Below are 24,219 nucleotides of genomic sequence, written 5' to 3' on the forward strand. Positions count from 1 at the left end.
ATTTTGCCCCTGCGGGAATCTTGTTGGGGAGTGCCTTCCCCAAACCCTGCTTATGCGGCTTGCGCCGCTGAAAAACCCCTCAAAATATTTTTTCGGATTTTTCAAAAACAGTTCCGCTTCACACCCTGTTTTTCTCCTATTAGTGAGAGGACACCACGCACAGAAAGGAGGTCAACCACCTATGAAACGATACAACACGCCGCACCGCAGCCGGGTAGTCAAAACACGCATGACCGAGGAAGAATACGCCGAGTTTGCCCAGCGGCTTTCTGCTTACCACATGAGCCAAGCCGAGTTTATCCGGCAAGCCATAACCGGGGCAGCCATACGCCCCATCATAACCGTTTCCCCCATCAATGACGAGCTGCTTGCCGCTGTCGGGAAGCTGACCGCCGAATACGGGAGGATCGGCGGCAACTTAAACCAGATAGCCCGGACGCTGAACGAGTGGCACAGTCCCTATCCGCAGCTTGCCGGGGAGGTACGGGCGGCGGTTTCCGACCTTGCTGCCCTAAAGTTTGAAGTCTTGCAGAAAGTGGGTGACGCTGTTGGCAACATTCAAACATATCAGCTCTAAAAACGCCGACTATGGCGCAGCGGAAGCCTATCTCACATTTGAGCATGACGAGTTTACCATGAAAGCCACCCTTGATGAAAACGGGCGGCTGATACCGAGGGAGGATTACCGCATTTCTTCCCTCAACTGCGGGGGCGAGGATTTCGCTGTTGCCTGTATGCGAGCCAATCTCCGCTATGAGAAAAACCAAAAACGGGAAGATGTGAAAAGCCACCACTATATCATCAGCTTTGACCCACGGGACGGGACAGACAACGGCTTGACCGTAGACCGGGCGCAGGAGCTGGGCGAGCAGTTCTGCAAGGAGCATTTCCCCGGACACCAAGCCCTAATCTGCACCCACCCGGACGGGCATAACCACAGCGGGAATATCCATGTGCATATCGTCATCAACTCCCTGCGGATTTACGAAGTCCCGCTTCTGCCCTACATGGACAGACCAGCCGACACGCTGGAGGGCTGCAAGCACCGCTGCACCAACGCCGCTATGGAATATTTCAAGAGCGAAGTCATGGAAATGTGCCACCGGGAGGGGCTTTACCAAATCGACCTCTTGAACGGCAGCAAGGAACGGATAACCGAACGGGAATACTGGGCGGCAAAGAAAGGGCAGCTTGCCCTTGACAAAGAGAACGCCGCCAGAGAAGCCGCCGGACAGCCGACCAAGCCCACCAAGTTTGAAACGGACAAGGCGAAGCTGCGCCGGACGATACGGCAGGCACTTTCCCAAGCTGGCAGCTTTGACGAGTTTTCTTCCCTTTTGCTGCGGGAGGGTGTGACCGTCAAGGAGAGCCGGGGGCGGCTTTCCTACCTCACGCCGGACAGGACAAAGCCTATCACAGCCCGAAAGCTGGGGGACGATTTTGACAAGGCTGCTGTCCTTGCCCTGCTCACGCAGAACGCCCACAGAGCTGCCGAACAGACCAAAGCCATACCCGAATACCCTGCCGCAGTTAAAAAGCCGTTACAAGGGGAAAAAGCTGCAAAAACCACCCCGGCAGACAACACCTTGCAGCGCATGGTTGACCGGGAAGCCAAGCGAGCCGAGGGCAAGGGCGTGGGCTATGACCGCTGGGCGGCAAAGCACAACCTAAAGCAAATGGCAGCTACCGTTACCGCCTATCAGCAGTACGGCTTTTCCTCCCCGGAGGAACTGGACGAAGCCTGTTCTGCCGCCTATGCCGCCATGCAGGAAAGCCTTGCGTGGTTGAAGCAGGTGGAAAAGACGCTGAACGGGAAAAAGGAGCTGCAACGGCAGGTGCTTGCCTATTCCAAGACCCGCCCTGTCCGGGACGGGCTGAAACAGCAGAAAAACGCCAAAGCAAAAGCAGCCTACCGTCAGAAGCATGAAAGTGACTTTATCATAGCAGACGCAGCCGCCCGCTATTTCAGGGAGAACGGCATTTCCAAGCTGCCGAGCTATAAATCCCTGCAAGCAGAGATTGAAAGCCTTATCAAAGAGAAAAACAGCGGCTACAACGATTACCGGGCAAAACGGGAGGAGTACCGCCGCTTGCAGACTGTCAAGGGCAATATCGACCAGATTTTACGCCGGAGCGAGCCGCAGCGCAGAAAGGAGCAGAGCCATGAACGGTAATATCCCCCGCATGGACTACCGCCAGTACCGGGCAGCCCGCCGCCTTGTGCATGAGTGCTGCAACTATGACAGCGGGAACTGCCTGCTGTTGGAGGACGGCGAGCCTTGCGTGTGTGTACAGAGTATCAGCTATTCGCTGCTCTGCCGCTGGTTTACCGCCGCTGTCCTGCCCCTTGATGAAGCACTGGAAGCCGCCCTCTTGCGCCGGGGAAGCCGGAAACGCTGCGCTGTCTGCGGGGCGTTCTTCTTCCCAAAATCCAACCGGGGGAAATACTGCCCGGACTGCGCCGGACGCATGAAGCGGATAAACGCCGCCAAACGGAAGCGGAAACAAAGGGAGAAATGTCACGCTTTAGGGCATTTCAAACCCGCATAAATCAAGGCTTTTTTGGAGGGTGTCAAAGGGTGCGTGATACATTTATCCTTTTCCCTTAAAAACGCCCCCTAAAAGCGTAACAGAACCCACAGACAGACACCACAAGGAGGTGAACCCTATCGCTGATTATATGACCGCAGGAACGGAGCTGCCCGCTTACCTGCCTTACCCCCGTTTCCTGCTGGAAACAGACCTATCCCACACCGCAAGAGAGTTATATGCGCTGCTGTTAGACCGTTCCACCCTTTCGCAGAAGAACGGCTGGCAGGACAGCGAGGGACGGACATACATTGTCTACCCCATAGCAGAGATAGCGGAAATGCTGGATAAAGGCTGCACCACCATAAAGGGCGCACTGAACGAACTGGACGCTGCCGGGCTGCTGGAACGCAGACGGACGGGCTTTTCTGCCGCCAACCGTCTGTATGTGAAAGTGCCGCCTATCCCAGTGGTACAGTTTTCCGACCAACTGACGGACGGAAAACCGCCCCTCATAAGGGCGGGAAACCGACCAACTGACAGCCGGAAAACTGACCTTATGACGGTCGGAAAACCGTCCCCTAACCAAACTAATATAAACAACCTAATAGAGAGCCAAACAAAAGGAGCGAGTGAGGGGCAGCCCCCCGCCGCTTATGGCAGATATAAAAATGTATTCCTTTCTGACACAGAACTTTTGGAGCTGGAACAGGACTTCCCCGGCAAGTGGGAGTATTACCTTGACCGCCTTTCCTGCCACATCGCTTCCACCGGGAAGCAGTACCAGAGCCATGCAGCCACCATTTACAAGTGGGCGCAGGAGGACGCTGCCAAAGAGAAGCCAAAGAAAGGCATACCGGACTATTCATTCAAGGAGGGAGAAAGCCTATGACCGATACAATCCACAACACCATACTGCCTATGACCGACACCACAGCCGAGCCGGAGGATTACACCGGGGAGGACGGGCTTTTATACTGCGGCAAATGCCGGAAACCCAAAGAAGCCTATTTCCCGGAGGGCAAGACCTTTTTCGGGCGTGACCGCCACCCGTCAGAGTGCGACTGCCAGCGGGCAGCCCGTAAGGAACGGGAAGCCGCCGAGAAGCGGCGCAGCCACCTTGAAACGGTGGAACGGCTGAAACGGCAGGGCTTTACAGACAAGACCATGCAGGACTGGACATTTGCCAACGATAACGGCAGCTGCCCGCAGATGAAGAACGCCGCCGGATATGTGGCACGCTGGGAACAGATAAAGGACGGGAACTACGGGCTGCTCTTGTGGGGCAGGGTAGGCACTGGGAAAAGCTATTTTGCCGGGTGTATTGCAAACGCCCTCATGGAGCAGGAAGTCCCGGTGTGCATGACAAACTTTGCAGCAATATTAAACGACCTTGCCGCCAGCTTTGCGGGCAGGAACGAATATATTTCCCGCCTTTGCAGCTTCCCCCTGCTCATCATTGACGATTTTGGAATGGAGCGTGGCACAGAATACGGTCTGGAACAGGTCTACAATGTGATTGACAGCCGCTACCGGAGCAGGAAGCCGCTGATTGTGACGACCAACCTCACGCTGGAGGAATTGCAGCACCCGGAGGACACCGCCCACGCCCGGATTTATGACCGCCTGCTTGAAATGTGTTCCCCTCTCTGCTTTACCGGGGAGAATTTGAGGAAAGCCGCCGCACAGGGAAAAATGGAACAGCTGAAACGGCTGCTTGCCGGAAAGGAGATTTGCCTATGACCGACACCCAGAGAAACAAATGCCCTGCCCGCCGCCCGGACTGCGTGACCGAAACGAGGATAGGCAACACAATCCTTGTGGTGTCTGGCTTTTTCAAGGAGGGGGCGACCGACACCGCCGCTGACAAGATGATGAAAGTGCTGGAAGCAGAAGCCGCCGCCGGATATTTGACCTGTGATAAGCCTGATTGAAAAACCGTCATTTTTACCGACCGTAAAGAAGCAGATTTGACGCTTTTGCCGCTATACAGACAGCCGCCCCATGTGGTACAATCAAGGTACGGAATAGTGGGGCTGGCTGTCGGAAACGGAGGAATTTATGTTAAGACAGACCACCCAGCAACTCATTACCGCCCTTTACCCAAGACTGTCCCATGAGGACGAGCTGCAAGGCGAGAGCAATTCCATTTCCAACCAAAAGAGGATTTTGGAAACCTATGCCAAACAGAATGGATTTTCCAATCTGCGCTGGTACACCGACGACGGTTATTCCGGTGCGAACTTTCAAAGACCCGGATTTCAAGCCATGCTTGCAGACATTGAAGCAGGGAAAGTCGGGACAGTTATCGTCAAGGATATGTCGAGGTTAGGGCGAAACTACTTACAGGTGGGAATGTACACAGAAATGATTTTCCCACAGAAAGGTGTCCGCTTCATCGCTATCAATGACGGAGTGGACAGCGCACAGGGGGAAAATGATTTTGCCCCGCTGCGGAACATTTTTAACGAATGGCTGGTGAGAGATACGAGCAAGAAAATCAAGGCAGTAAAACGCTCTAAGGGCATGAGCGGAAAGCCCATCACAAGCAAGCCCGTCTATGGCTACCTCATGGACGAGGACGAAAACTTTATCATTGACGAGGAAGCCGCCCCGGTGGTACGGCAGATTTACAGCCTTTGCCTTGCCGGGAACGGTCCGACCAAGATAGCCCGTATGCTGACCGAGCAGCAAATCCCCACGCCGGGGACGCTGGAATACCGCAGGACGGGCAGCACCCGCCGCTACCACCCCGGCTATGAGTGCAAGTGGGCGACCAATACCGTGGTTCATCTGCTGGAAAACCGGGAATATACGGGCTGTCTGGTAAACTTTAAGACCGAGAAGCCGTCCTACAAGCTGAAACACAGCATAGAAAATCCCCCGGAAAAGCAGGCGGTTTTTGAGAACCACCATGAGCCTATCATTGACCGGGAAACGTGGGAACGGGTGCAGGAGTTACGCAAGCAGCGCAAACGCCCCAACCGTTATGACGAAGTGGGCTTGTTCTCCGGCATACTCTTTTGTGCCGACTGCGGCAGCGTCATGTACCAGCAGCGATACCAGACGGACAAGCGCAAGCAGGACTGTTATATCTGCGGAAGCTACAAGAAACGCACCGCCGACTGCACAGCGCACTTTATCCGCACTGACCTCTTGACCGCTGGCGTACTCTCCAATCTGCGGAAAGTTACCAGCTATGCGGCAAAGCATGAAGCCCGGTTTATGAAGCTTTTAATCGAGCAGAATGAGGACGGGGACAGACGCAGGAACGCCGCCAAGAAAAAGGAGCTGGAAGCCGCCGAGAAACGCATAGCCGAGTTATCTGCTATCTTCAAGCGGCTGTATGAGGACAGCGTAACCGGGCGCATATCGGACGAGCGTTTCACAGAGCTGTCGGCAGACTATGAAGCCGAGCAGAAAGAACTGAAAGAACGTGCCGCCAGACTGCGGGAAGAACTTTCCAAAGCGCAGGAAGCCACCGCAAACGCTGAAAAGTTTATGAATGTGGTACGCAGGCACACTACCATTGAAGAACTTACCCCTACTCTGCTGCGGGAGTTTGTGGAGAAAATCGTTGTCCATGAAAGCGTTGCCCTTGACGGGAAACGCCGGGGCAAGTTACGCAGACAGGAAATCGAAATCTATTATTCTTTTGTCGGCAAGGTAGAACTGCCCGACACCTAACCGCCCGACCTATCCGACATACCTCATGTGCCGGATAGGAACGGCAAAATTTTTTACACTTCTATTACTTCTTTATCACACATAAGCAAAATCCCAGGGGATCAAGCAGCTTATGGCAGGCGGAGGTATCGCTCTGGTTGGTGCAACGCTGATCCCGCTGCTTTCCGGCCTGTTCGGTTAAGGGCTGACTTATGGGCAGTCTGTTTGAATGGATAACAGACTGGATTAAAGAGGGCCTGATCGATGCGATCACCGGACAGTACACCAGTATTTTCAACTCCGTCAACAATCAGGTTGCGGATGTGGCAAATCAGGTAGGACAGACCCCGCAGGGCTGGAATGGCGGCGTGTTTTCCATGATTCAGAATCTTTCAGAAACCGTCGTCATTCCCATTGCGGGCATGATCCTGACCTTTGTTCTGGTGTATGAACTGATCCAGATGATTCTCGAAAAGAACAACATGCACGAATTCGATACATTCAACATCTTCAAGTGGATTTTCAAGACTTTTGTTGCCACTTACCTGCTCACCAACTGTTTTACGATTGTGATGGCGGTCTTTGATGTGGCCCAAAATGTGGTGTCGCAAAGTGCCGGTGTCATAAACGGGAACCTGGATGTGCAGGCGGCGTTGTCTGATCTGAAAACCCAGCTTGAAGCAATGGGAATGTGGGAACTGATTGGACTGTGGCTGGAAACCAACATCATCAATCTGTGTATGTGGGTACTGTCCATCGTGATCTTTGTCATTGTATATGGCCGTATGATCGAGATTTATTGCGCGTCCAGAAGCGCCGCTTTTCATCCAAAGGCGGTGCGCGGACATTTTGGGAATCCGGCTTTAGCAAGCCGGTAAAGAAAAGTATCAAAGACGTGAAACGCGTCACTTTAGCGTCATCCGATTTACCCCGGAGGGAAACCACAAGGGGGACAATAGCGTATCGGAAAAATCGCGAGTTGGGAAAACCATCTACCCACGACTGAGCGGCAAGACGCAACATTGTGAATGAGGAGCAAGGCTAAACTGCTTTAAGGGTAGTCCGAGGCGGGATACTCGACCCGGCGGCGCAGGATGGTTGTATTCGCCGTATGTCATAGCGGAATGTGACAGGTAAACACAGACCGCACGATACTTATGACAGCCAGCCGCAGTAAGCGGAAAAGGACGAAAACCCACTACCGACATCACAATACGCTTATCCCAAAGTGTCTAACTGGAGATTGCCTAAACCGGAACGCCGGAACTATCCGGCTATGCGTAATGCCGCAAGGCGATAAATTTCAAGGGGTAAAAACCCAAGAAAGATGACGCTGAATATCCGGCATGGCAACGGAGCCTCCGTAGTAGTCCGAGGGCGGGAAAGCCGTCTACATGGCGAAGGGAGGCAGGATGTCAACCAATTCATAAAAAGGAAAGGTGCGTGAGGCATTATGAGAAGTCCTGAAAATGTGTTGGAAAGCCTAAAATCCAAGGCGTGTAACAAGAGTTACAAGTACGAGCGGTTATACCGCAACCTGTACAATCCACAATTCTATCTGCTGGCATATCAGCGGATACAGGCGAAACCAGGCAACATGACAGCCGGAACAGACGGCAAAACCATTGACGGAATGGGAATGGCAAGGATAAACGCCCTCATTGAAAAGATGCGGGATTTTAGTTATCAGCCTAACCCGGCAAGGAGAACGTATATCCCGAAATCCAATGGGAAAATGCGTCCTCTGGGGATACCGTCATTCGACGATAAACTGATACAGGAGGTGGTGCGGCTCATCTTGGAGAGTATTTATGAGCCAACCTTTAGCGACTATTCCCACGGTTTCCGTATAAACAGAAGCTGTCATACGGCACTCAAATATGTGCAGAAATATTTTACGGGGACAAAGTGGTTCGTTGAGGGGGATATAAAGGGCTGTTTTGACAACGTAGACCATCATGTGTTGATTGCTATTTTGCGAAAGCGGATTGCAGATGAATATTTCATCGGTCTGCTCTGGAAGTTCTTGAAAGCTGGATATATGGAGGATTGGAATTACCACAATACTTATTCCGGAACTCCGCAAGGCTCCATCATCAGCCCTATCCTGGCAAACATCTACATGAACGAACTGGACAGTTATATGGCAGAGTATGCAGAGAAATTCAACGGCGGAAACCGCCGTAAAATCAATCCTGCGTTCAAGAAGAAATTGGATGTCTGCCGAGGAAAAGAACAAAGGCTTAAAAGAAATATCTCTAAAATGAGCGTGGAAGAAAAAGAGGGCTTAATTGCAGAAATCCGGGAACTTCGGCGTAGTCTGAAATCTATACCGTATAGCGACCAGATGGACGATAGCTATAAACGGCTTTGCTATATCCGATACGCCGATGATTTCTTAATCGGAGTTATCGGCAGCAAAGAGGACGCAGAACAGATTAAACAAGATGTAGGCTACTTTATCCGGGACAAACTCCATCTGGAAATGTCCGAGGAAAAGACATTGATTACTCATGGACACGACGCTGCGAAGTTCTTGGGATATGAGGTCACAATCGCCAAAGGCGAACACAACAAAAAGACCAAAACCGGGGCTACCAGACGGGTAAACAATGGAAAAGTCTTACTTTATGTTCCCCATGATAAGTGGGTAAAACGATTGTTCTCCTACAATGCCCTCAAGATTAAATATGACAAACAAAATGGAAACAAAGAGGTTTGGGAGCCTGTCCGGCGCACTCGCCTGTTGCACTTGGACGATTTGGAAATCCTAAACCAATACAACGCAGAAATCCGTGGATTGTATAACTACTACCGACTTGCAAACAACGTGTCTGTACTCAATAACTTCTACTATGTAATGAGATACAGTATGCTCAAAACCTTTGCTGGAAAATATCGGACACGAATCAGCAGAATTATCCGCAAGTACCGTCAAGGAAAAGATTTTGTTGTGGAATATCCGAAGAAAAACGGCAAGGTCGGAAAGGTATTGTTTTACAATAATGGGTTCCGCCGGGACACTAAAGTAGAAAGCGGAAATCCTGATATAGTAGCAAGAATTTTTGAGAATTATGGGCGTAATAGCCTTATAAAAAGACTGCAAGCAAACAGGTGTGAGTGGTGTGGCGCAGAGAATGTGCCGCTTGAAATACACCATATACGAAAACTCAAAGATTTAAGTGGCAGAAAACAATGGGAAATCGCCATGATTGGGCGTAAGCGCAAGACAATGGCACTCTGCATTGACTGTCACGATAAGTTACACGCAGGAAAGTTAGACTGACATCTGGAGAGCCGGATACATCGAGAGGTGTAAGTCCGGTTCGGAGGGGAGTTCTCGGAAACCTGCCATAGTGATATGGTAAGGCGCCGGGTTCTTACCCTACTAACCGTGAGCCTTGCACCGATCCCGTTTTCCACAATGGCAAACCGGGAATGGGGACAAATGGGAACCGGGTATCTGCGTTCCCTTTTTGCCCTGGGCTTTCAGGGGTTTTTGATCCTGATCTGTGTTGCCATTTATGCAGTGCTGGTCCAGTCTATCCCATCGTCCGGCGACGTGCACGGCGCGATCTGGGGAACGGCGGGTTATACGGTACTGCTGGCTTTTGCCCTGTTTAAGACAGGTTCGTTATCCAAATCCATATTTAATGCAAGATAGCATGAACAAAACCAATTCTAAAAAGGAGGATTTTATATATGAGTAAAACCAATACAGAAAAAATGGCGCCGGAGACACAGACGCCGGAAATGGCAAACGGCATGAAGCTGGATGTCCGCGTGCGTCCGATTGCCCCAATGGGAAACCTGCTGGCGTTTGCCAATGTTACGATTGGCGGATGCTTTAAGATTGACGGCTTCCGTATCTGTTCCAGTGAAAAGGGGCTGTATGTCAATATGCCCGCAACCCAGGATAAGGGAGGCAACTGGAAAGATGTCTGCTGGCCGGTTACGGCAGAGTTCCGCAAGCAGCTCAACGATGCCTTAATCGATGGGTACGGGCAGGCTATTGAAAATTTGCAGGCAACTCTTGAAGCGACAAAGGGAGCAGCGGAAAAACCTTCCCTGACCGGTGCATTGAAAGAAAATGCCGGTAAGGTCAAAGAACAGCCGGCCAAACCGGCCACATCTAAGAATGAGCAGGCTCGCTAATGCCGGAAACGAAACAGTACGGCATTATCTATGCCGATCCGCCCTGGCATTATGACAGGAAACATGGAAGCGGCGTTGCGGAAAACCATTACCCCACAATGAGCATTGAAGAAATCTGTGCCCTGCCGGTATCGGAACTTGCCGCAAAAGACAGTGCCCTTTTTCTGTGGGCGACCTTCCCGCAGCTCAATGAAGCCTTCCGGGTGATCGATGTCTGGGGATTCAAATATAAAACGCTGGCTTTTCTATGGCTCAAACAGAACCGGAAAGCGGATAGCTGGTTTTATGGCATGGGCTTTTGGACCCGCTCAAACGCGGAGGTCTGCCTGCTGGCAACCAGAGGCCGTCCGAAACGCCAATGTGCGGGAATCCATCAGTTTGTGATCTCCCATATTGAGCAGCACAGCAAGAAACCGGACGAGGTGCGGGATAAGATCGTAAAACTCATGGGCGATCAGCCCAGAGTGGAACTGTTTGCAAGACAAAAGACACCCGGCTGGGATGTATGGGGCAATGAAGTGAACTGTACGCTGACTATACCGGAGCGAAAGGGGTGATTTTGATAGAACAAGATGCAAAGCGGCTGCTTATGGAACGGCTGGACGAGTGTTTGAAGGTTCATGCGGATATGCTGGATGCACAGAACATCGGCAGTATTTACGAGTTACAGGGACTTTCGGAACTCCACTATTATCTGAAGGTTGAGCATGTATTTACTCCGGCGGAAGTAGAGGCGCTTCTTTCTTTTCAGGACCCGTTGGATGTAGCCCGATGGTGTTGGGAAGAAAATAACCATGAACACAGTTTCCCGATCTGCGATCTTCTCAAAGAAATTGATGCAGCGCAAAAATTTGAACATTTCACAAGCGAACCTTCCGCACAGGACAAATATACGCTCCTGATGAAACGGCTGGGACAGAATTACTTTGCTTACAGGGAAAGCCTTATGTCAAGAGATAAGGAATCCTTAATTGAAAAAGCTGCTGAAATTACAGCCATGCAGGAGGCGTATTCCTATCTGACAACAAAGTTTGAGTTCAGGGATGAAATGCTGGATGATGTGCTGGCGCTTGAGAATCCTTTGAAATACTTTGCAGACCGTTGGCTTATGCCGGTTTCAGATGTGTTCGACGTGGATATGGATATTCGGGAAAATATTGCCGGAATCCGAGACAGCCAGGAATACCTGTGTCAGAGAGAGCCGGCTGTTTCTGTCCTGGCACGGCTGCAAAATGCGGCTCAGGAAGTGCGGGAATGTCCGGCTGCGGAGAAAGCGGTACGCGATTTTGGTGCACGCTAATGGACCGGAAACTATATTACGATGGGAGGTGTATAGATGCCTTATGTACCTGTACCAAAGGATTTAACCAAAGTTAAGACCAAGCTGGCCTTCAATCTGACGAAGCGCCAGCTTATTTGTTTCAGCCTTGCCGGGCTTGTCGGCCTTCCGGTGTATTTCTTTACCCGCGGGGCGATCGGGAACTCGGCGGCTGTACTTTTGATGATCGGGCTGATGATGCCCTTTTTCTTCTTCGCCATGTATGAGCGTGACGGGCAGCCGGCAGAAAAGATTTTGAAGAACCGGCTCCGTTATAAGCTCTGGCCGAAGGACCGTCCATACAGGACGGATAACCTGTATAAATCTATGTCAAAGAAGGAGGTTACAAAGATTGCCAAAAAACAAGCAGCAGGAAGCTCAGGAAAAGCGTCTGCAAAAAAACATCAGGCAGGCCAAAAAGACCAGAGCCGATGCAAAGCAGGGCAAAACTAAGTCTGCCCGTTCCAAGCCGTCTAAAAAAGGCGGCTTTTTTGCCGGGCTGAAAGCAGATGCCCCGCAGACGGTCCAGCAGAGCATTCCCTACCGTGAAATGTACCGGGATGGGATCTGCCGGCTGACTGATACCCTTTACACCAAAACGGTGCAGTTTTTTGATATTAACTATCAGCTTGCACAGGCAGATGATAAAGCACAGATCTTCGAGGGTTACTGCGATTTCTTAAATTACTTCGACGCCTCGATCCATGTGCAGCTTACCTTTATCAACCAGCGGGCCAATATGCAGGATTTTACCAGAAGCATTGACATCCCTCCCCGCGGCGACGAGTATGACGGAATCCGCAGGGAATACGGGGATATGTTAAAGAACCAGTTGCAGAAAGGAAATAACGGTCTCACCAAACGTAAATACATTACCTTTGGGATCGAGGCAGATGACCTGCGTACTGCGAAAATGCGTCTGGAACGCATTGAAACGGATGTGCTGGCAAATTTCAAGACCCTTGGAGTCCAGGCAAGATCCTTAAACGGACTGGAACGTCTGGAGCTTCTTCACAGCCAGCTTCACCCGGACGGTCAGGAAAAGTTTCATTTCCAGTGGTCGGATCTGCCTAAGACCGGTCTTTCTACCAAAGACTTCATTTCCCCATCCGGGCTGTCTTTTTCAAAGGATGGAAAGACATTCCGGGTAGGCGATCATTCCGGTGCTGTCTCCTTTTTGCAGATTTTGGCGCCGGAGCTTACCGACCGGCTTTTAGCGGATCTTCTTGACTTAAACGACGCCGTGACCGTCAACCTGCATATCCAGTCTATCGACCAGGCGCAGGCGATCCGAAACATCAAGCGTAAAATGTCGGACCTGCAGAAAATGACCATTGAGGAACAAAAGAAAGCGGTCCGATCTGGGTATGACATGGACATCATTCCCACCGACCTTGCCACCTATGGAGAAGAAGCCAAAAATCTTTTGCAGGATTTACAGAGCCGCAATGAGCGCATGTTCCTTGTGACGGTACTGGTGGAAAATATCGCTGCCAAACGTCAGAAGCTGTTCAATGATATTTTTGCCGCTTCGGGTGTGGCACAGAAATACAACTGTGCCTTAAAACGGCTGGATTACCAGCAGGAACAGGGGCTTATGTCCTCGCTTGCTCTTGGTACGAACCAGATTGAGATTGAGCGCGGGCTTACGACTAGCAGCACAGCGATCTTTGTACCGTTTACCACCTGTGAACTGTTCCAGGAGGGCGAGGCATTGTATTACGGCCTGAACGCCCTTTCCAATAACCTGATTATGGCGAACAGAAAAACGCTGAAAAACCCCAATGGGCTGTTTCTCGGTACCCCAGGAAGCGGCAAATCTTTCTCTGCCAAGCGTGAGATCGTCAATGTGTTCCTTCTGACGGAGGACGACATCATTATCGCCGACCCGGAAAATGAGTATGGGCCGCTGGTACAGCAGTTCGGTTCCCAGGGGCAGGTCATTGATATTTCCCCTACTTCCACGAACTACATCAACCCGATGGACATCAATCTGGACTATTCCGATGATGAAAACCCGATCACTTTGAAAAGTGATTTTATCCTGTCGCTGTGTGACCTTATCATCGGCGGCAAAGAAGGACTTTCCCCCATTGAAAGGACGATCATCGACCGTTGTACCAGACTGGTGTACCGGGAATACCTGCAGGACCCGTGCCCGGAAAATATGCCGATCTTAGGTGATCTTTACGAGCTGCTTTTGAAACAGTCTGAACCGGAGGCACAGAATATCGCAACGGCGCTGGAAATCTATGTCAATGGTTCCCTTAACGTGTTCAACCACCGTTCCAATATCCAGATGGATAAACACCGGGTACTGTGTTTCCAGCTTAAGTCACTGGGAAAAGCCTTAAAGGAAATCGGGCTTTTGATCATGCAGGATGCGGTGTGGAACCGTGTCACGGCCAATCGCTCCAAACATAAAACAACCTGGTTCTATATCGACGAATTCCATCTTCTTTTGAAAGGGCAGACAGGAAGTTTCAGCGTGGAGATCTGGAAACGCTTCCGTAAATGGGGCGGAATCCCATCAGGTTTAACGCAGAATGTCAAGGACCTTCTGGCTTCCCGTGAGATCGAAAATATTTTTGAGAACTCGGACTTTATCTATATGCTCAACCAGGCCCAGGGAGACCGTCAGATTTTGGCAAAGCAGTTGGGAATCTCCCCGCACCAGCTTTCGTATGTGACCCATTCCGGTCCCGGCGAGGGGCTTTTGTTCTTTGGAAATGTGATCATCCCTTTTGTGGACCACTTCCCGAAGGACACACTCTTGTACAGCGTGCTTACCACAAGACCGGATGAAGTAGCGGGGACCAAAGCGTGAGACAAAAATTAAAATGGATCGGAGGTGAGAACAATGGCACACGACAGGGAATTTCAAAGGAGGCGCAAAGATACCCGGATGCCGGTGCGTGATTCCCACGGGGAGGATCAACCGGCAGCCAGGCAGACCGAACAGAATTTTGACCTGCGCAGGGCACGGGACACCCCTTCTTCTGTCAACGGCAAGACACACAGGCAGGACATCCCTGTACAGACGGAATTTTCCCATCTGTCACCGGAAACACCGGCGTCCTTGCTGGAACAGGGCGAAGCGTATGCAACCGCTTTGGATGGTTTTTCGGAACACTTTGAGACACCGGATGCTACCAGGACAGCGCCCCCGATACAGGACAACGTGCGAAGCAATTTCCGGCAGGAGGCTTCCAGGCGTTCTTTTGTAACAGAGGATGTGACAGACCATGATACCGGAAAATATGCTCCTTCTTCCGAAGGCTCAGCCCCACCGAACGGCACAGACAGATCCGGTCAGGAACACCGTTACCGAACACACCAGCATGGGAACAAATATCAGCAGCGTTTTCAGGAAGCGGCACAGGCGGAGGAACAGGCAGCGCAGAAGGAAAAGGGTATGGATAGCGAACCGCCGAAAACATCCAAACTGGAATTTACTGCGGATGAACTGCCGCCGGAGCCAAAGGATAAAAAGCTCACCCATGCAAGACGGAGGGCGGAACGGACTGCACAAAAAGCAGAGCAGGCACAAGACCGTCTGCCAGCCCGGAAGAAACTGCGCATGGAGACGGTTTCCGACCCGGAGACCGGAAAAGCCAAAAAACACTTAAAATTTGAAAAGGAGGTTAAATCCCAAAAGGCCCATGTAAAAGGACCTGTACCTCTGCGTCCGGTCAAGGCGGGCGCCAATACTGCCATTGGTTACGCTCATAAAAAGATTTATGAGGCAGAGGATGAAAATGTGGGGATCAAGGCAGCCCACCGCTCTGAACTTGTGGGCGAGGCGGGGCTTCGCACGGCATATCACCGGCATAAAACTGCCCCCTACCGAAAGGCAGCGAAATTACAGCAAAAATCAGCAAAGGCAAACGCAAGACTTGCCCACCGGCAGGCTCTTAGCGACCACCCGGAGTTGAAGAAACATGCGATTGCCCGGATGTGGCAGAAACAAAAACTGAAAAGGCAGTATGCCAAGGCTGCCCGTGAAGCCGGGAAACAGGCCAAAAATGCCGCAGTCGCAACAGAGAGGGTCAGCGTCGGTATTGTCCATGCGGTCAAACAGCACCCTGTGATCTGCCTTGTTCTCCTGCTTCTCCTTTTGGTAATTTTCCTGATCATGTCCCTGTTTTCTACATTCTCCAATATCGGAACCGGCGGTCTGGGAAGTCTGGCTGCTTCTACCTATCTTGCAGACGATCAGGACATCAATCAGGCGGAGCTTACCTATACCGAGTGGGAAACAGATCTGCAAATGGAAATAGACCGGGTGGAATCAGACCGCCCCGGCTATGACGAATACCGGTATAACCTGGGCGCGATCGAGCATGACCCGTATGTGCTGATGGGGTATCTGACTTCTGCTTATCAGGGATTTACTTACGATGAAGTGGAAAGCGTGCTGCGGCAGCTTTTTCAGGAACAATATACCCTGTCCTTTTCAGAAGAAACCGAGATCCGTTATCGCACAGAAACTTCCGTTGACCCGGAAACCGGGGAAGAAACCCAGGAGGAAGTGCCTTATGAATGGCGCATCTTAAATGTCAAGCTCACAGTCACACCTCTGGAAAACCTGGTCGTTTCCCGGATGAACGCAGACCAGAAAGAGATCTGCGAGATCCTGCTGCAGACAAAAGGAAACCGCCAGTATGTCAAAAATGTCTTTGGCACCAACTGGCTTCCTTATGTGACCAGCTACTACGGCTATCGGGTACATCCCATCAGCGGGGAAAAGAACTATCACACCGGTGTGGACATCGGGATGCCGGAGGGCACAGAGATCCTTGCCGGGCATGACGGAACGGTCACCCTTGCGGGAAATGCCGGCGGTTATGGCTTGTGTGTCGCTATTGAAGGCGAGGCATACGAAGAACATACCCTGACGACCAAATACGGGCACTGTTCCCAGATCCTTGTTTCTGCCGGGCAGGAGGTCAAAGCCGGGGATGTGATTGCAAAGGTCGGGAATACCGGAAATTCTACCGGGGCCCACCTGCACTTAGAAGTCCTGGTTGACGGCCAGTATTTGAATCCCCTGTATTTTGCCGATACCGGCGATACCAGCGAACGGCACCTGCCGGAAGTTGGTTCAGGCGGCACAGGAAACTACTTCGATTATGACATTCCACCGGAAGCCCTTGCAGATGAACAGTTTGCCGCAATGATGGCCGAGGCGGAAAAATATCTTGGCTATCCGTATGTATGGGGAGGCGCAAGCCCTTCCACTTCCTTTGACTGTTCCGGCTATGTGTCCTGGGTAATCAACAACTGCGGCGTTGGCTGGAATTTTGGAAGGCTGACCGCGGATGGTCTTTTAGGTGTATGTACGCCGGTATCAAGTGCGGATGCAAAACCGGGCGACCTGATCTTCTTCCAGGGGACCTACAACACCAGCGGCGCAAGCCATGTAGGGATCTATGTGGGAAATGGAATGATGATCCACTGTGGAGACCCGATTTCTTATGCAAACATCAATACAAGCTACTGGCAGCAGCATTTTTATACATTTGGGCGTCTGCCTTAACAGATTGGAGGTAATAAATTGAATCCTAAAATTGAAAAACTGGAAAAGGAAATTGAAAAGACCAAAACAAAGATTGCGGAAATGCAGGCAAAGCTCCATAAGCTGGAGGAACAGAAAACAGAGCTGGAAAATACCGATTATGTAGCGGTGGCGCGCAGTTTCAAACTGACGCCCCAGCAGCTTGCGGATTTTTTGAAATCACAGCAGGCAGCCCCTTCGGAAACTGTTTTACCGCAGGAGAAGGAGGATGTGCATGAGGCTTAAAAAACTTTCCCTGCTGCTGGCGCTTACGCTTCTTGTAAGTGTCAGCGCATTACCTGTAACGGCTCATGCCGGCGGTTCCAAAGACACCACACCGCCAACGCTGACTGCTTCCATGGAGGGCGATGCCCTGAAAATAGAAAGCAGTGACGATCTATCCGGCGTGGAGGCGGTCTTTGTTGATGAAAACCGTATCAACTCCCTCACCGACGGGAAAGCGTCGGTCGCACTGAAAGATTATGCCGGAACAGAAAAACAGGTAAGCATATACGCAAAAGATTATGCCGGCAACCGTTCTGATGTGGTAAAGCTGGATAATCCGTATTACAAAGAACCGGCTCCTGAAAAGAAACCTGCTACGACAGCACCCCAGAGTCCGTCCGGTACACAGACAAAACCGCCTAAGGAAGAAAAACCTTCCGGCTCAAACGCTGCAACCCCTTCCGGCGGCGGAAATTCTTCCGGTTCAGATAACAGTACCGGACAGCAGGAAAATACTTCTGCGATCCCGGAAGGTGCATTTACCCCGGAAGGCACCGGAACGGTACAGGACAACATCAGCGGTACGGATGGGGAAAAACAGTTTTACACCATCACTACGGACGCGGGCAATGTCTTTTATCTGGTGATCGACGGGAAACGGGAAGATAACAATGTCTACTTCTTAAACGGCGTCACAGAGTCCGACCTGATGGCACTTGCAGAAAAGAACAATGGCAGCATGAGCATGATCCCCCAGGAAGAAAGCTGTAACTGCACAGAAAAAATGTGAGGCAGGAAAGGTTAATACCGGCTGTCCGGTCTGCAAAAATGACTTAAATGGCTGCAAAGGAAAAGAAAAAGCCGGCGGAAACTGAAAAACCGGCAGAACCGGAAAAGCCGAAGAAAGAAACCGGCAGCGTCGGCACGATCCTGTTTATCCTTGCTGCCTTACTTGCGGTCGGCGGGATCGGTTACTATGTAAAAATCGTGCGTCCGAAACAGCAGGCCGAGGACGATGCGGAATTTGAGGATGACGGTTATGGCGAAGGCTTTGACCCGGATGAGGCATACGGGGAACCGGAATATCTTTCCGAGGATGATTTTGACGACAAGGACAGCAAATAAGGCCGTCCTTTTAGATTTTATGAAAGTGAGGATTTTTTCATGGAACATATCATAACCAGACGCCGCGGCTTTCGCAAGCTGTTGGCGTTTTTGCTTTGTATGGCAAGCATTTTGGGGCTTCTTCCGGCTCAGGCTTTTGCCATGTCTGTCGGACAGACGGCAAGCTCCTGGCTGGGCGACCAGTATGTGGGCTCTGATGGGAACCACTACCGTGCCCCGGCGCCTTACACCTATCTTGCCTACCATGCAGACGGAACCATCGATGTACACACCAGTTCCGGGGGCAATGCTTACCGGCACTATATGCTGACGGATTCTGACGGGATCAGCCACCAGGTTTACTGTGTGGAGAGCGGGATTCCTTACCATACTTCGGAAAATACCTATGTTTCGGAAAGCGGGACCAACAGCCAATACCTGAACCTGCTTCCTGCCGAGGCAAGGAGGGGGATCACCCTGACTGCGATCTATGGCTGGAAACCCGGTGCGGCGCTCCCTGTTTCCGGAATCAACGAGGATGACTATAAGATGGCAACCCAGATCATCCTTTGGGAATACCAGCAGCAACTTAGAAGCGATCCGTACAGCCGCCACGGAAACGGCCACGCAGACGCCGACCAGTATTTCAGCGTGATCGCCGGACGACCGGCAGAAAAAGCCTATGACTGGATTCTTGCACAGGTCGCTTCCCATTCCACAGTACCTTCCTTTACTTCTTCTAAGAAAAGCGAAGCACCGGAACTGGAACTGAAATGGGATGTAGAAAAAAAGGTCTATACCCTGACGGTCACAGATACCAATAACTTGAAGATCGATCTGGAGGCTTTGAAAGGCAGCGGCGTTTCTGTGACAAGAAACGGAAATGAATACACCTTTACCAGCAGGCAGATGATGATGGACCCGGTGCTGTTTGAATTCCGAAAGAATATCCCGGTGGCAAACGACATGCTGATCTGGGGCAGACCCGGCTACCAGACCATGATGACCGGCGCCAGCGATCCGGTTTCCTTCTTTGTAAAATTCAAAACGGAAACTTACGGTACCGCAAAACTTGTCAAGACCAGTGAGGACGGCATTGTTTCCGGTATCACCTTCCATATCTCCGGTACGGACATTTTGGGAAATGAAGTCAATGAGGAAGTTACGACCGGAGAAAACGGCCAGATTGAAAAGAAGCTCCTGCCGGGAACCTATCTGGTAAAAGAACTTCCGGTGGACCGCTATGTGACCCCTTCCGCACAGTACGTGACCATTGAAAGCGGGCAGACTTCTTCGGTACATTTCAGCAATATTCTGAAGAAATTTCGCGTCCATGTGGTAAAGAGTGATGCTGACACCGGAAATGCTCAGGGGGATGCCACGCTTGCAGGGGCGGCCTATGGGATCTTCCGTGATGGCGAACTGATCGACACTTATACTACCGGACCGGATGGCAGCTTTATGACCCGCTATTATGTATGCGGGGATGGCTGGACGATCCGGGAAATCGAACCGAGCACCGGGTATCTTCTGAATGAAACCATTTATGAAGTGGGTGCATCCCCTTCCCTGTATGAAGTGGAACTCAATACCACAGAAAATCAGGTGACGGAAACGGTTATTTACGGAAATATCCAGCTTGTCAAGCACACCGATGACCTGGACCCGGATGTGCCTGAGGGCGAAAAATACCGACGATCCCAATGCTGGTATCATCGAACGCCCGGAAGCAGGCGCAGTCTTTGAAGTTTACTTAAAGGCAGCCGGGAGCTATGACGCGGCAAAGGAAAGTGAACGTGACCTTCTTACCACGGATGCGGATGGTTTTGCTTCCAGTAAACCGCTTCCTTATGGACATTATACGGTCCATCAGATCGCAGGCGAGGAAGGCAAAGCCTTTGTCCCGGACTTTACGGTATTCATTTCCTCTGACGGAAAGACTTACAGCTATATCCTGAACAACCGCACCATCACAGCCCGTCTGAAAGTTGAAAAATGTGACGCAGAGACCGGAAAGATTATCCCTGTGACCGGAACCGGTTTTCAGATCAAGGATCTTTCCACCGGGGAATTTATCACCCAGACCGTCTACTATCCGAACCCGGAAACACTGGATACCTTCTATGTTTCTGACGAGGGCTGGCTGATGCTGCCGGAGCCTTTGGCCGCCGGGGATTATGAACTTTATGAGGTGGCTGCCCCTTATGGCTATGTGCTTTCCGATCAGCCGGTACCGTTTACCATTGACGGCAGCGAGGCGGTTGTGACGGTCACTCAGTACAATATGCCGCAGAAAGGCCAGCTTACCATCACAAAGACCGGAGAAGTATTTGCTTCTGTCCAGGAAAACGACGGACTGTACCAACCGGTATATGAGGTTGCCGGACTTCCCGGAGCGGTCTATGATGTGATCGCAGATGAAGATATTTATACCGGTGACGGTACCTTGCGGGCAGAAAAAGATACGGTTGTGGAAACACTTACGACCGGCGAGGACGGCACAGCGAAAAGCGGGTCTCTCTATCTTGGCCGTTATCGTCTGGAGGAACGTCAGGCGCCTTCCGGCTGTGTGTTGAATCCTCAACCGGAATATGTGGAACTGACCTATGCGGGTGAGACCGTAGAGGTTACACAGACAGCGGCCGGTCTTTATGACGAACGCCAGAAAGTGGATGTCACACTTTTCAAGGCAATGGAGACCGATGACCTGTTCGGTCTTGGCATGAACGAGGAATATAAGGATATTTCCTTTGGACTTTATGCTTCCGCAGACCTGACGGCGGCAGATGGCAGCGTAATCCCGGCAGGTGGACTTCTGGAAGTGGTCTCTGTTTCGTCTGAGGAATCCGGCGGTTACAGCGCTTCCTTCGCTTCCGACCTGCCTTTTGGCAGCTATTATGTCAAGGAACGCACAACCAACGGCGCCTATATCCTTTCGAATCAGGAATATCCGGTTGTCTTTGAGTATGCTGGTCAGGAAACCGCCCTGGTACAGATCCTTGTCAATGAAGGCGAGGCTGTTTCCAATGAACTTCTCCGTGGGCGTGTAGACGGTGTAAAAGTCGGGGAAAACCCGGAAGGCGGCGAGGATGTCACGCTTGCCGGTGCGCTCATGGGTCTGTTTAGACCTGATACCGAAGAATTTACTGAAGAAAATGCGCTGCTTACTGCTATTACCGGAAAAGACGGCAGTTTTTCCTTTGAGAACATTCCTTACGGACACTGGATCGTCAAGGAGATCTCTGCCCCTGACCTTTATACGGTAAGCCCGCAGCAGCACCATGTATATATCGGTGCAGACGGACAGCATATCGAGATCCGTGTGGAAAACACCCTGATCCGCGGCAGTGTGCAGGTAACTAAAACCGAAGCTGTGGAGGAACCGTCCCCTGTGGAAAAGGAGGATAAGAAAGACAAGAATTCTTTCCTGCGCTTCCTGCCCGGTGCAGTGTTCGACCTGTATGCGGATTTCAACGCCAACCAGGAATATGATCCTGACGATCAAAAGATCGGTACGCTGAAAGAAACCGATGCAGGCTATCATACGGCGGAAAACCTTCTGGCTGGCGGCTACTTTATCAAAGAAAGCAAAGCGCCGGAGGGCTATCAGCCTGACTCAAACGCTTACTATTTTTCCATCACAGAAGATGGACAGGTCGCAGTTGTGGAAAATGGAGAAGCCGGGCACGGATTTACCAATGAGGCTTACCGCGGCAACTTAAAGATCACAAAGGATTCCAGCGACGGGCGCAAAGATGGTTTTGCCATCGAGGTTAAGAGTGCGGACGGCTCCTACTGCGAGACATTCACCACTCCAAAATCCGGCGTGATTGAAGTTAAGGGCCTTCGTGTCGGTATTTATACCGTAACAGAAGTTGCAAACCGGGCAAGCAAGGATTACATCATTCCTGATGCCGCTACGGTGGAGATCAAGGCAGATCAGACATCTACGGTCCAGTTCTTTAATGAAAAACCGGAAAAGCCGGATAACCCAAAGAACCCGGAAAAGCCTTCTGTTCCCTCCAATCCTTCCACCCCTCAAAAGCCGGTACCGCAGACCGGGGATGATCCGTATATTTTCCTGTATGGCGGACTGCTGGCAGCCGCACTGATCGGCGGCAGCGTATTTGCTGTGTATTATTTCAAAAAGGGAAAATACAGCAGGACTTCCCTGAAAAGAACGGCTGTCGGGGTTTCTGTCCTTTCACTCTGCGTTCTGGTGGCTCTTGGCAGCGGTTTTTTGGTGTTCCGTGACTTGAACCAGTATGCTGAGAGTAAAGATGCCTATCGAGATCTTGCCGGATATGTAGAAGTACCGGAGCAGACAGACTCCCCGGAACAGGCAACCGATCCGACAGAAACAAAACAGGACGATGCCGATATTGTCCTGCCTTCGGTAGACTTTGAAGCGCTCCGTGAAAATGGACCGGACATCATCGGATGGCTTTCCCTTCCTGATACGGTGCTCAATTATCCGGTGACGCAGACTGACAACAATGAGTATTACCTGAACCATCTTTATGACGGGACCTATAACAAGGTTGGCTGCCTGTTTGCCGACTATGAAAACCGGGCAGATTTTTCAGACCGCAATACGATCATTTACGGTCATAATATGCGGGATGGTTCCATGTTTGCCTTGCTGAACCGGTACGATGAACAAAGTTACTTTGATACTCACAGGCAGATGTATCTCGTTACTCCGAAGGGGGGTTATGTCATGGAGATCTTTACGGCATTTGCAGCAAAACCGGAAGAATCCGGCAGTAAAACTTCTCCCTGGCAGCTTTCCTGGAAGGATGACGGTGCTTATACTACCTGGCTTACAGCTATGAAGGAACGTTCTGCGGTGGAAAGTGATGTGACTGTGACCTGCAGCGATAAGGTACTGACCCTTTCTACCTGTACGCCGGGCGGCACAGGACGCTTTCTTGTCATGGGAAAACTCGTGAAAGTAGATAACGAAATATAGATTTTAGACGGTGCGGGGGCAAAAGCTCCCGCACCTGCTGTTTACAAGGAGGATTTTATTTTATGGTAAATACCATGATTTCCATTCCCGGCTATGTCCATCTTTACCGCTCGCTTTTGCGGTTTTACGACATGCCGGAAAATGAAGTCCGGGAAATGCTCTATCTTCTGAATACGGCAAACCTGGACTGCTATGAGTATTATCACCCGGACCGCAGTGTGATCCAGAGCGGACCGGTCGCTTTTTGCGGATGGCTGGAAACGAAAGACTGCCGCCCTTACCGCACAGAGGTACAGCTTTACAAATCGCTGCTGTTTTTGAAGCACAGCATCGACCGTGACCTGATCGTATCAGCTCAAAGGGAGGCTCTGCAAACCCTGCGCTGTATTATCTCCAATCTGGAATACCGCTTTTATAAAGCCTATGGCATGGAGATCGAGGACAAACGCACGGTCTATGGGGAATGTACCTACCGTCTGGTTCCCAGGGAGGATGAACCCAGCGTGTGCCTGATGCACGACTGGATCTACCTGCCAACTGCCTGATGTCACGAATAATATATAAAATATGTGACATATATGAAAACTGTACTGCCTTGCAAAATTTTTGATTTTTGATGTATAAATCAGATTTTTAATGGGAACACTCAAAATAAGAGGAATAGGACCTATTGCAATCATGTCACGAATAATA

17 protein-coding genes and 4 pseudogenes are annotated in these 24,219 nt (G+C 51.0%); all 21 read left to right on the forward strand.

Features of this window, described 5'->3' with window-relative positions; all coding sequences use genetic code 11:
• Positions 1-181: 181 nt before the first annotated feature.
• The 21 genes and pseudogenes from mobC (at position 182) to RJD28_06230 (ending at position 24,071) form a co-directional block, all read left to right on the forward strand.
• Positions 182-577, forward strand: coding sequence for a plasmid mobilization relaxosome protein MobC (gene mobC / locus RJD28_06130; protein ID WNV59064.1), 396 nt, complete (start codon positions 182-184; stop codon positions 575-577).
• Positions 549-2,174, forward strand: a complete 1,626-nt coding sequence (locus RJD28_06135; GenBank protein WNV59065.1) for a relaxase/mobilization nuclease domain-containing protein — start codon at positions 549-551, stop codon at positions 2,172-2,174. Before mobC ends, RJD28_06135 begins: the two co-directional genes overlap by 29 nt.
• Positions 2,164-2,550 (forward strand): cysteine-rich VLP domain-containing protein, encoded by a 387-nt coding sequence (locus RJD28_06140; protein ID WNV59066.1) that lies wholly within the window; start codon positions 2,164-2,166, stop codon positions 2,548-2,550. The genes RJD28_06135 and RJD28_06140 overlap by 11 nt, the downstream gene beginning before the upstream one ends.
• A gap of 130 nt (positions 2,551-2,680) precedes the next feature.
• Positions 2,681-3,421 (forward strand): replication initiator protein A, encoded by a 741-nt coding sequence (locus tag RJD28_06145; protein ID WNV59067.1) that lies wholly within the window; start codon positions 2,681-2,683, stop codon positions 3,419-3,421.
• On the forward strand, positions 3,418-4,272 hold the full coding sequence (locus RJD28_06150) for an ATP-binding protein (GenBank protein ID WNV59068.1): 855 nt from the start codon (positions 3,418-3,420) through the stop codon (positions 4,270-4,272). Before RJD28_06145 ends, RJD28_06150 begins: the two co-directional genes overlap by 4 nt.
• Positions 4,269-4,463: a transposon-encoded TnpW family protein gene (locus tag RJD28_06155; GenBank protein ID WNV59069.1), complete on the forward strand. Its 195-nt coding sequence runs from the start codon at positions 4,269-4,271 to the stop codon at positions 4,461-4,463. Before RJD28_06150 ends, RJD28_06155 begins: the two co-directional genes overlap by 4 nt.
• Positions 4,464-4,590: 127 nt before the next feature.
• Positions 4,591-6,216, forward strand: a complete 1,626-nt coding sequence (locus RJD28_06160) for a recombinase family protein (GenBank protein ID WNV59070.1) — start codon at positions 4,591-4,593, stop codon at positions 6,214-6,216.
• A gap of 85 nt (positions 6,217-6,301) precedes the next feature.
• Positions 6,302-6,397 (forward strand): annotated as a pseudogene (locus RJD28_06165) (Maff2 family protein).
• A 10-nt stretch (positions 6,398-6,407) separates the two neighbouring features.
• Entirely contained in the window at positions 6,408-7,073 is a 666-nt protein-coding gene (locus RJD28_06170; protein ID WNV59071.1) for a CD0415/CD1112 family protein, read from the forward strand.
• Between the two features lie 575 nt (positions 7,074-7,648).
• Positions 7,649-9,481, forward strand: a complete 1,833-nt coding sequence (locus tag RJD28_06175; GenBank protein ID WNV59072.1) for a reverse transcriptase domain-containing protein — start codon at positions 7,649-7,651, stop codon at positions 9,479-9,481.
• Between the two features lie 102 nt (positions 9,482-9,583).
• Positions 9,584-9,859, forward strand: a pseudogene (locus RJD28_06180) (hypothetical protein).
• 38 nt (positions 9,860-9,897) lie between these two features.
• Entirely contained in the window at positions 9,898-10,350 is a 453-nt protein-coding gene (locus RJD28_06185; GenBank protein ID WNV59073.1) for a SpoVG family protein, read from the forward strand.
• Positions 10,350-10,907: an MT-A70 family methyltransferase gene (locus RJD28_06190; protein ID WNV59074.1), complete on the forward strand. Its 558-nt coding sequence runs from the start codon at positions 10,350-10,352 to the stop codon at positions 10,905-10,907. Before RJD28_06185 ends, RJD28_06190 begins: the two co-directional genes overlap by 1 nt.
• Entirely contained in the window at positions 10,904-11,650 is a 747-nt protein-coding gene (locus RJD28_06195; GenBank protein WNV59075.1) for a hypothetical protein, read from the forward strand. The genes RJD28_06190 and RJD28_06195 overlap by 4 nt, the downstream gene beginning before the upstream one ends.
• A 36-nt stretch (positions 11,651-11,686) precedes the next feature.
• On the forward strand, positions 11,687-12,121 hold the full coding sequence (locus RJD28_06200; GenBank protein ID WNV59076.1) for a PrgI family protein: 435 nt from the start codon (positions 11,687-11,689) through the stop codon (positions 12,119-12,121).
• The gene (locus RJD28_06205) at positions 12,021-14,495 is read left to right on the forward strand and encodes a conjugal transfer protein TraE (GenBank protein ID WNV59077.1); all 2,475 of its coding nucleotides are present in this window, start codon (positions 12,021-12,023) and stop codon (positions 14,493-14,495) included. Before RJD28_06200 ends, RJD28_06205 begins: the two co-directional genes overlap by 101 nt.
• A 33-nt stretch (positions 14,496-14,528) precedes the next feature.
• A complete protein-coding gene (locus RJD28_06210; GenBank protein ID WNV59078.1) occupies positions 14,529-17,207 on the forward strand; it encodes a peptidoglycan DD-metalloendopeptidase family protein in 2,679 nt (892 codons plus the stop codon).
• Between the two features lie 18 nt (positions 17,208-17,225).
• Positions 17,226-17,471 carry a DUF4315 family protein gene (locus tag RJD28_06215; GenBank protein ID WNV59079.1) on the forward strand — a complete coding sequence of 82 codons (246 nt, stop codon included), beginning with the start codon at positions 17,226-17,228 and terminating at the stop codon, positions 17,469-17,471.
• Positions 17,461-18,575, forward strand: a pseudogene (locus tag RJD28_06220) (DUF4366 domain-containing protein). Before RJD28_06215 ends, RJD28_06220 begins: the two are co-directional and overlap by 11 nt.
• Before the next feature lie 39 nt (positions 18,576-18,614).
• Positions 18,615-23,526: pseudogene (gene srtB / locus RJD28_06225) on the forward strand (class B sortase).
• A 62-nt stretch (positions 23,527-23,588) separates the two neighbouring features.
• Positions 23,589-24,071, forward strand: coding sequence for a hypothetical protein (locus RJD28_06230; protein ID WNV59080.1), 483 nt, complete (start codon positions 23,589-23,591; stop codon positions 24,069-24,071).
• The last annotated feature ends 148 nt before the right edge of the window (positions 24,072-24,219 follow it).

Source organism: Oscillospiraceae bacterium NTUH-002-81 (genome assembly GCA_032620915.1).
Lineage (GTDB): Bacteria > Bacillota > Clostridia > Lachnospirales > Lachnospiraceae > JAGTTR01.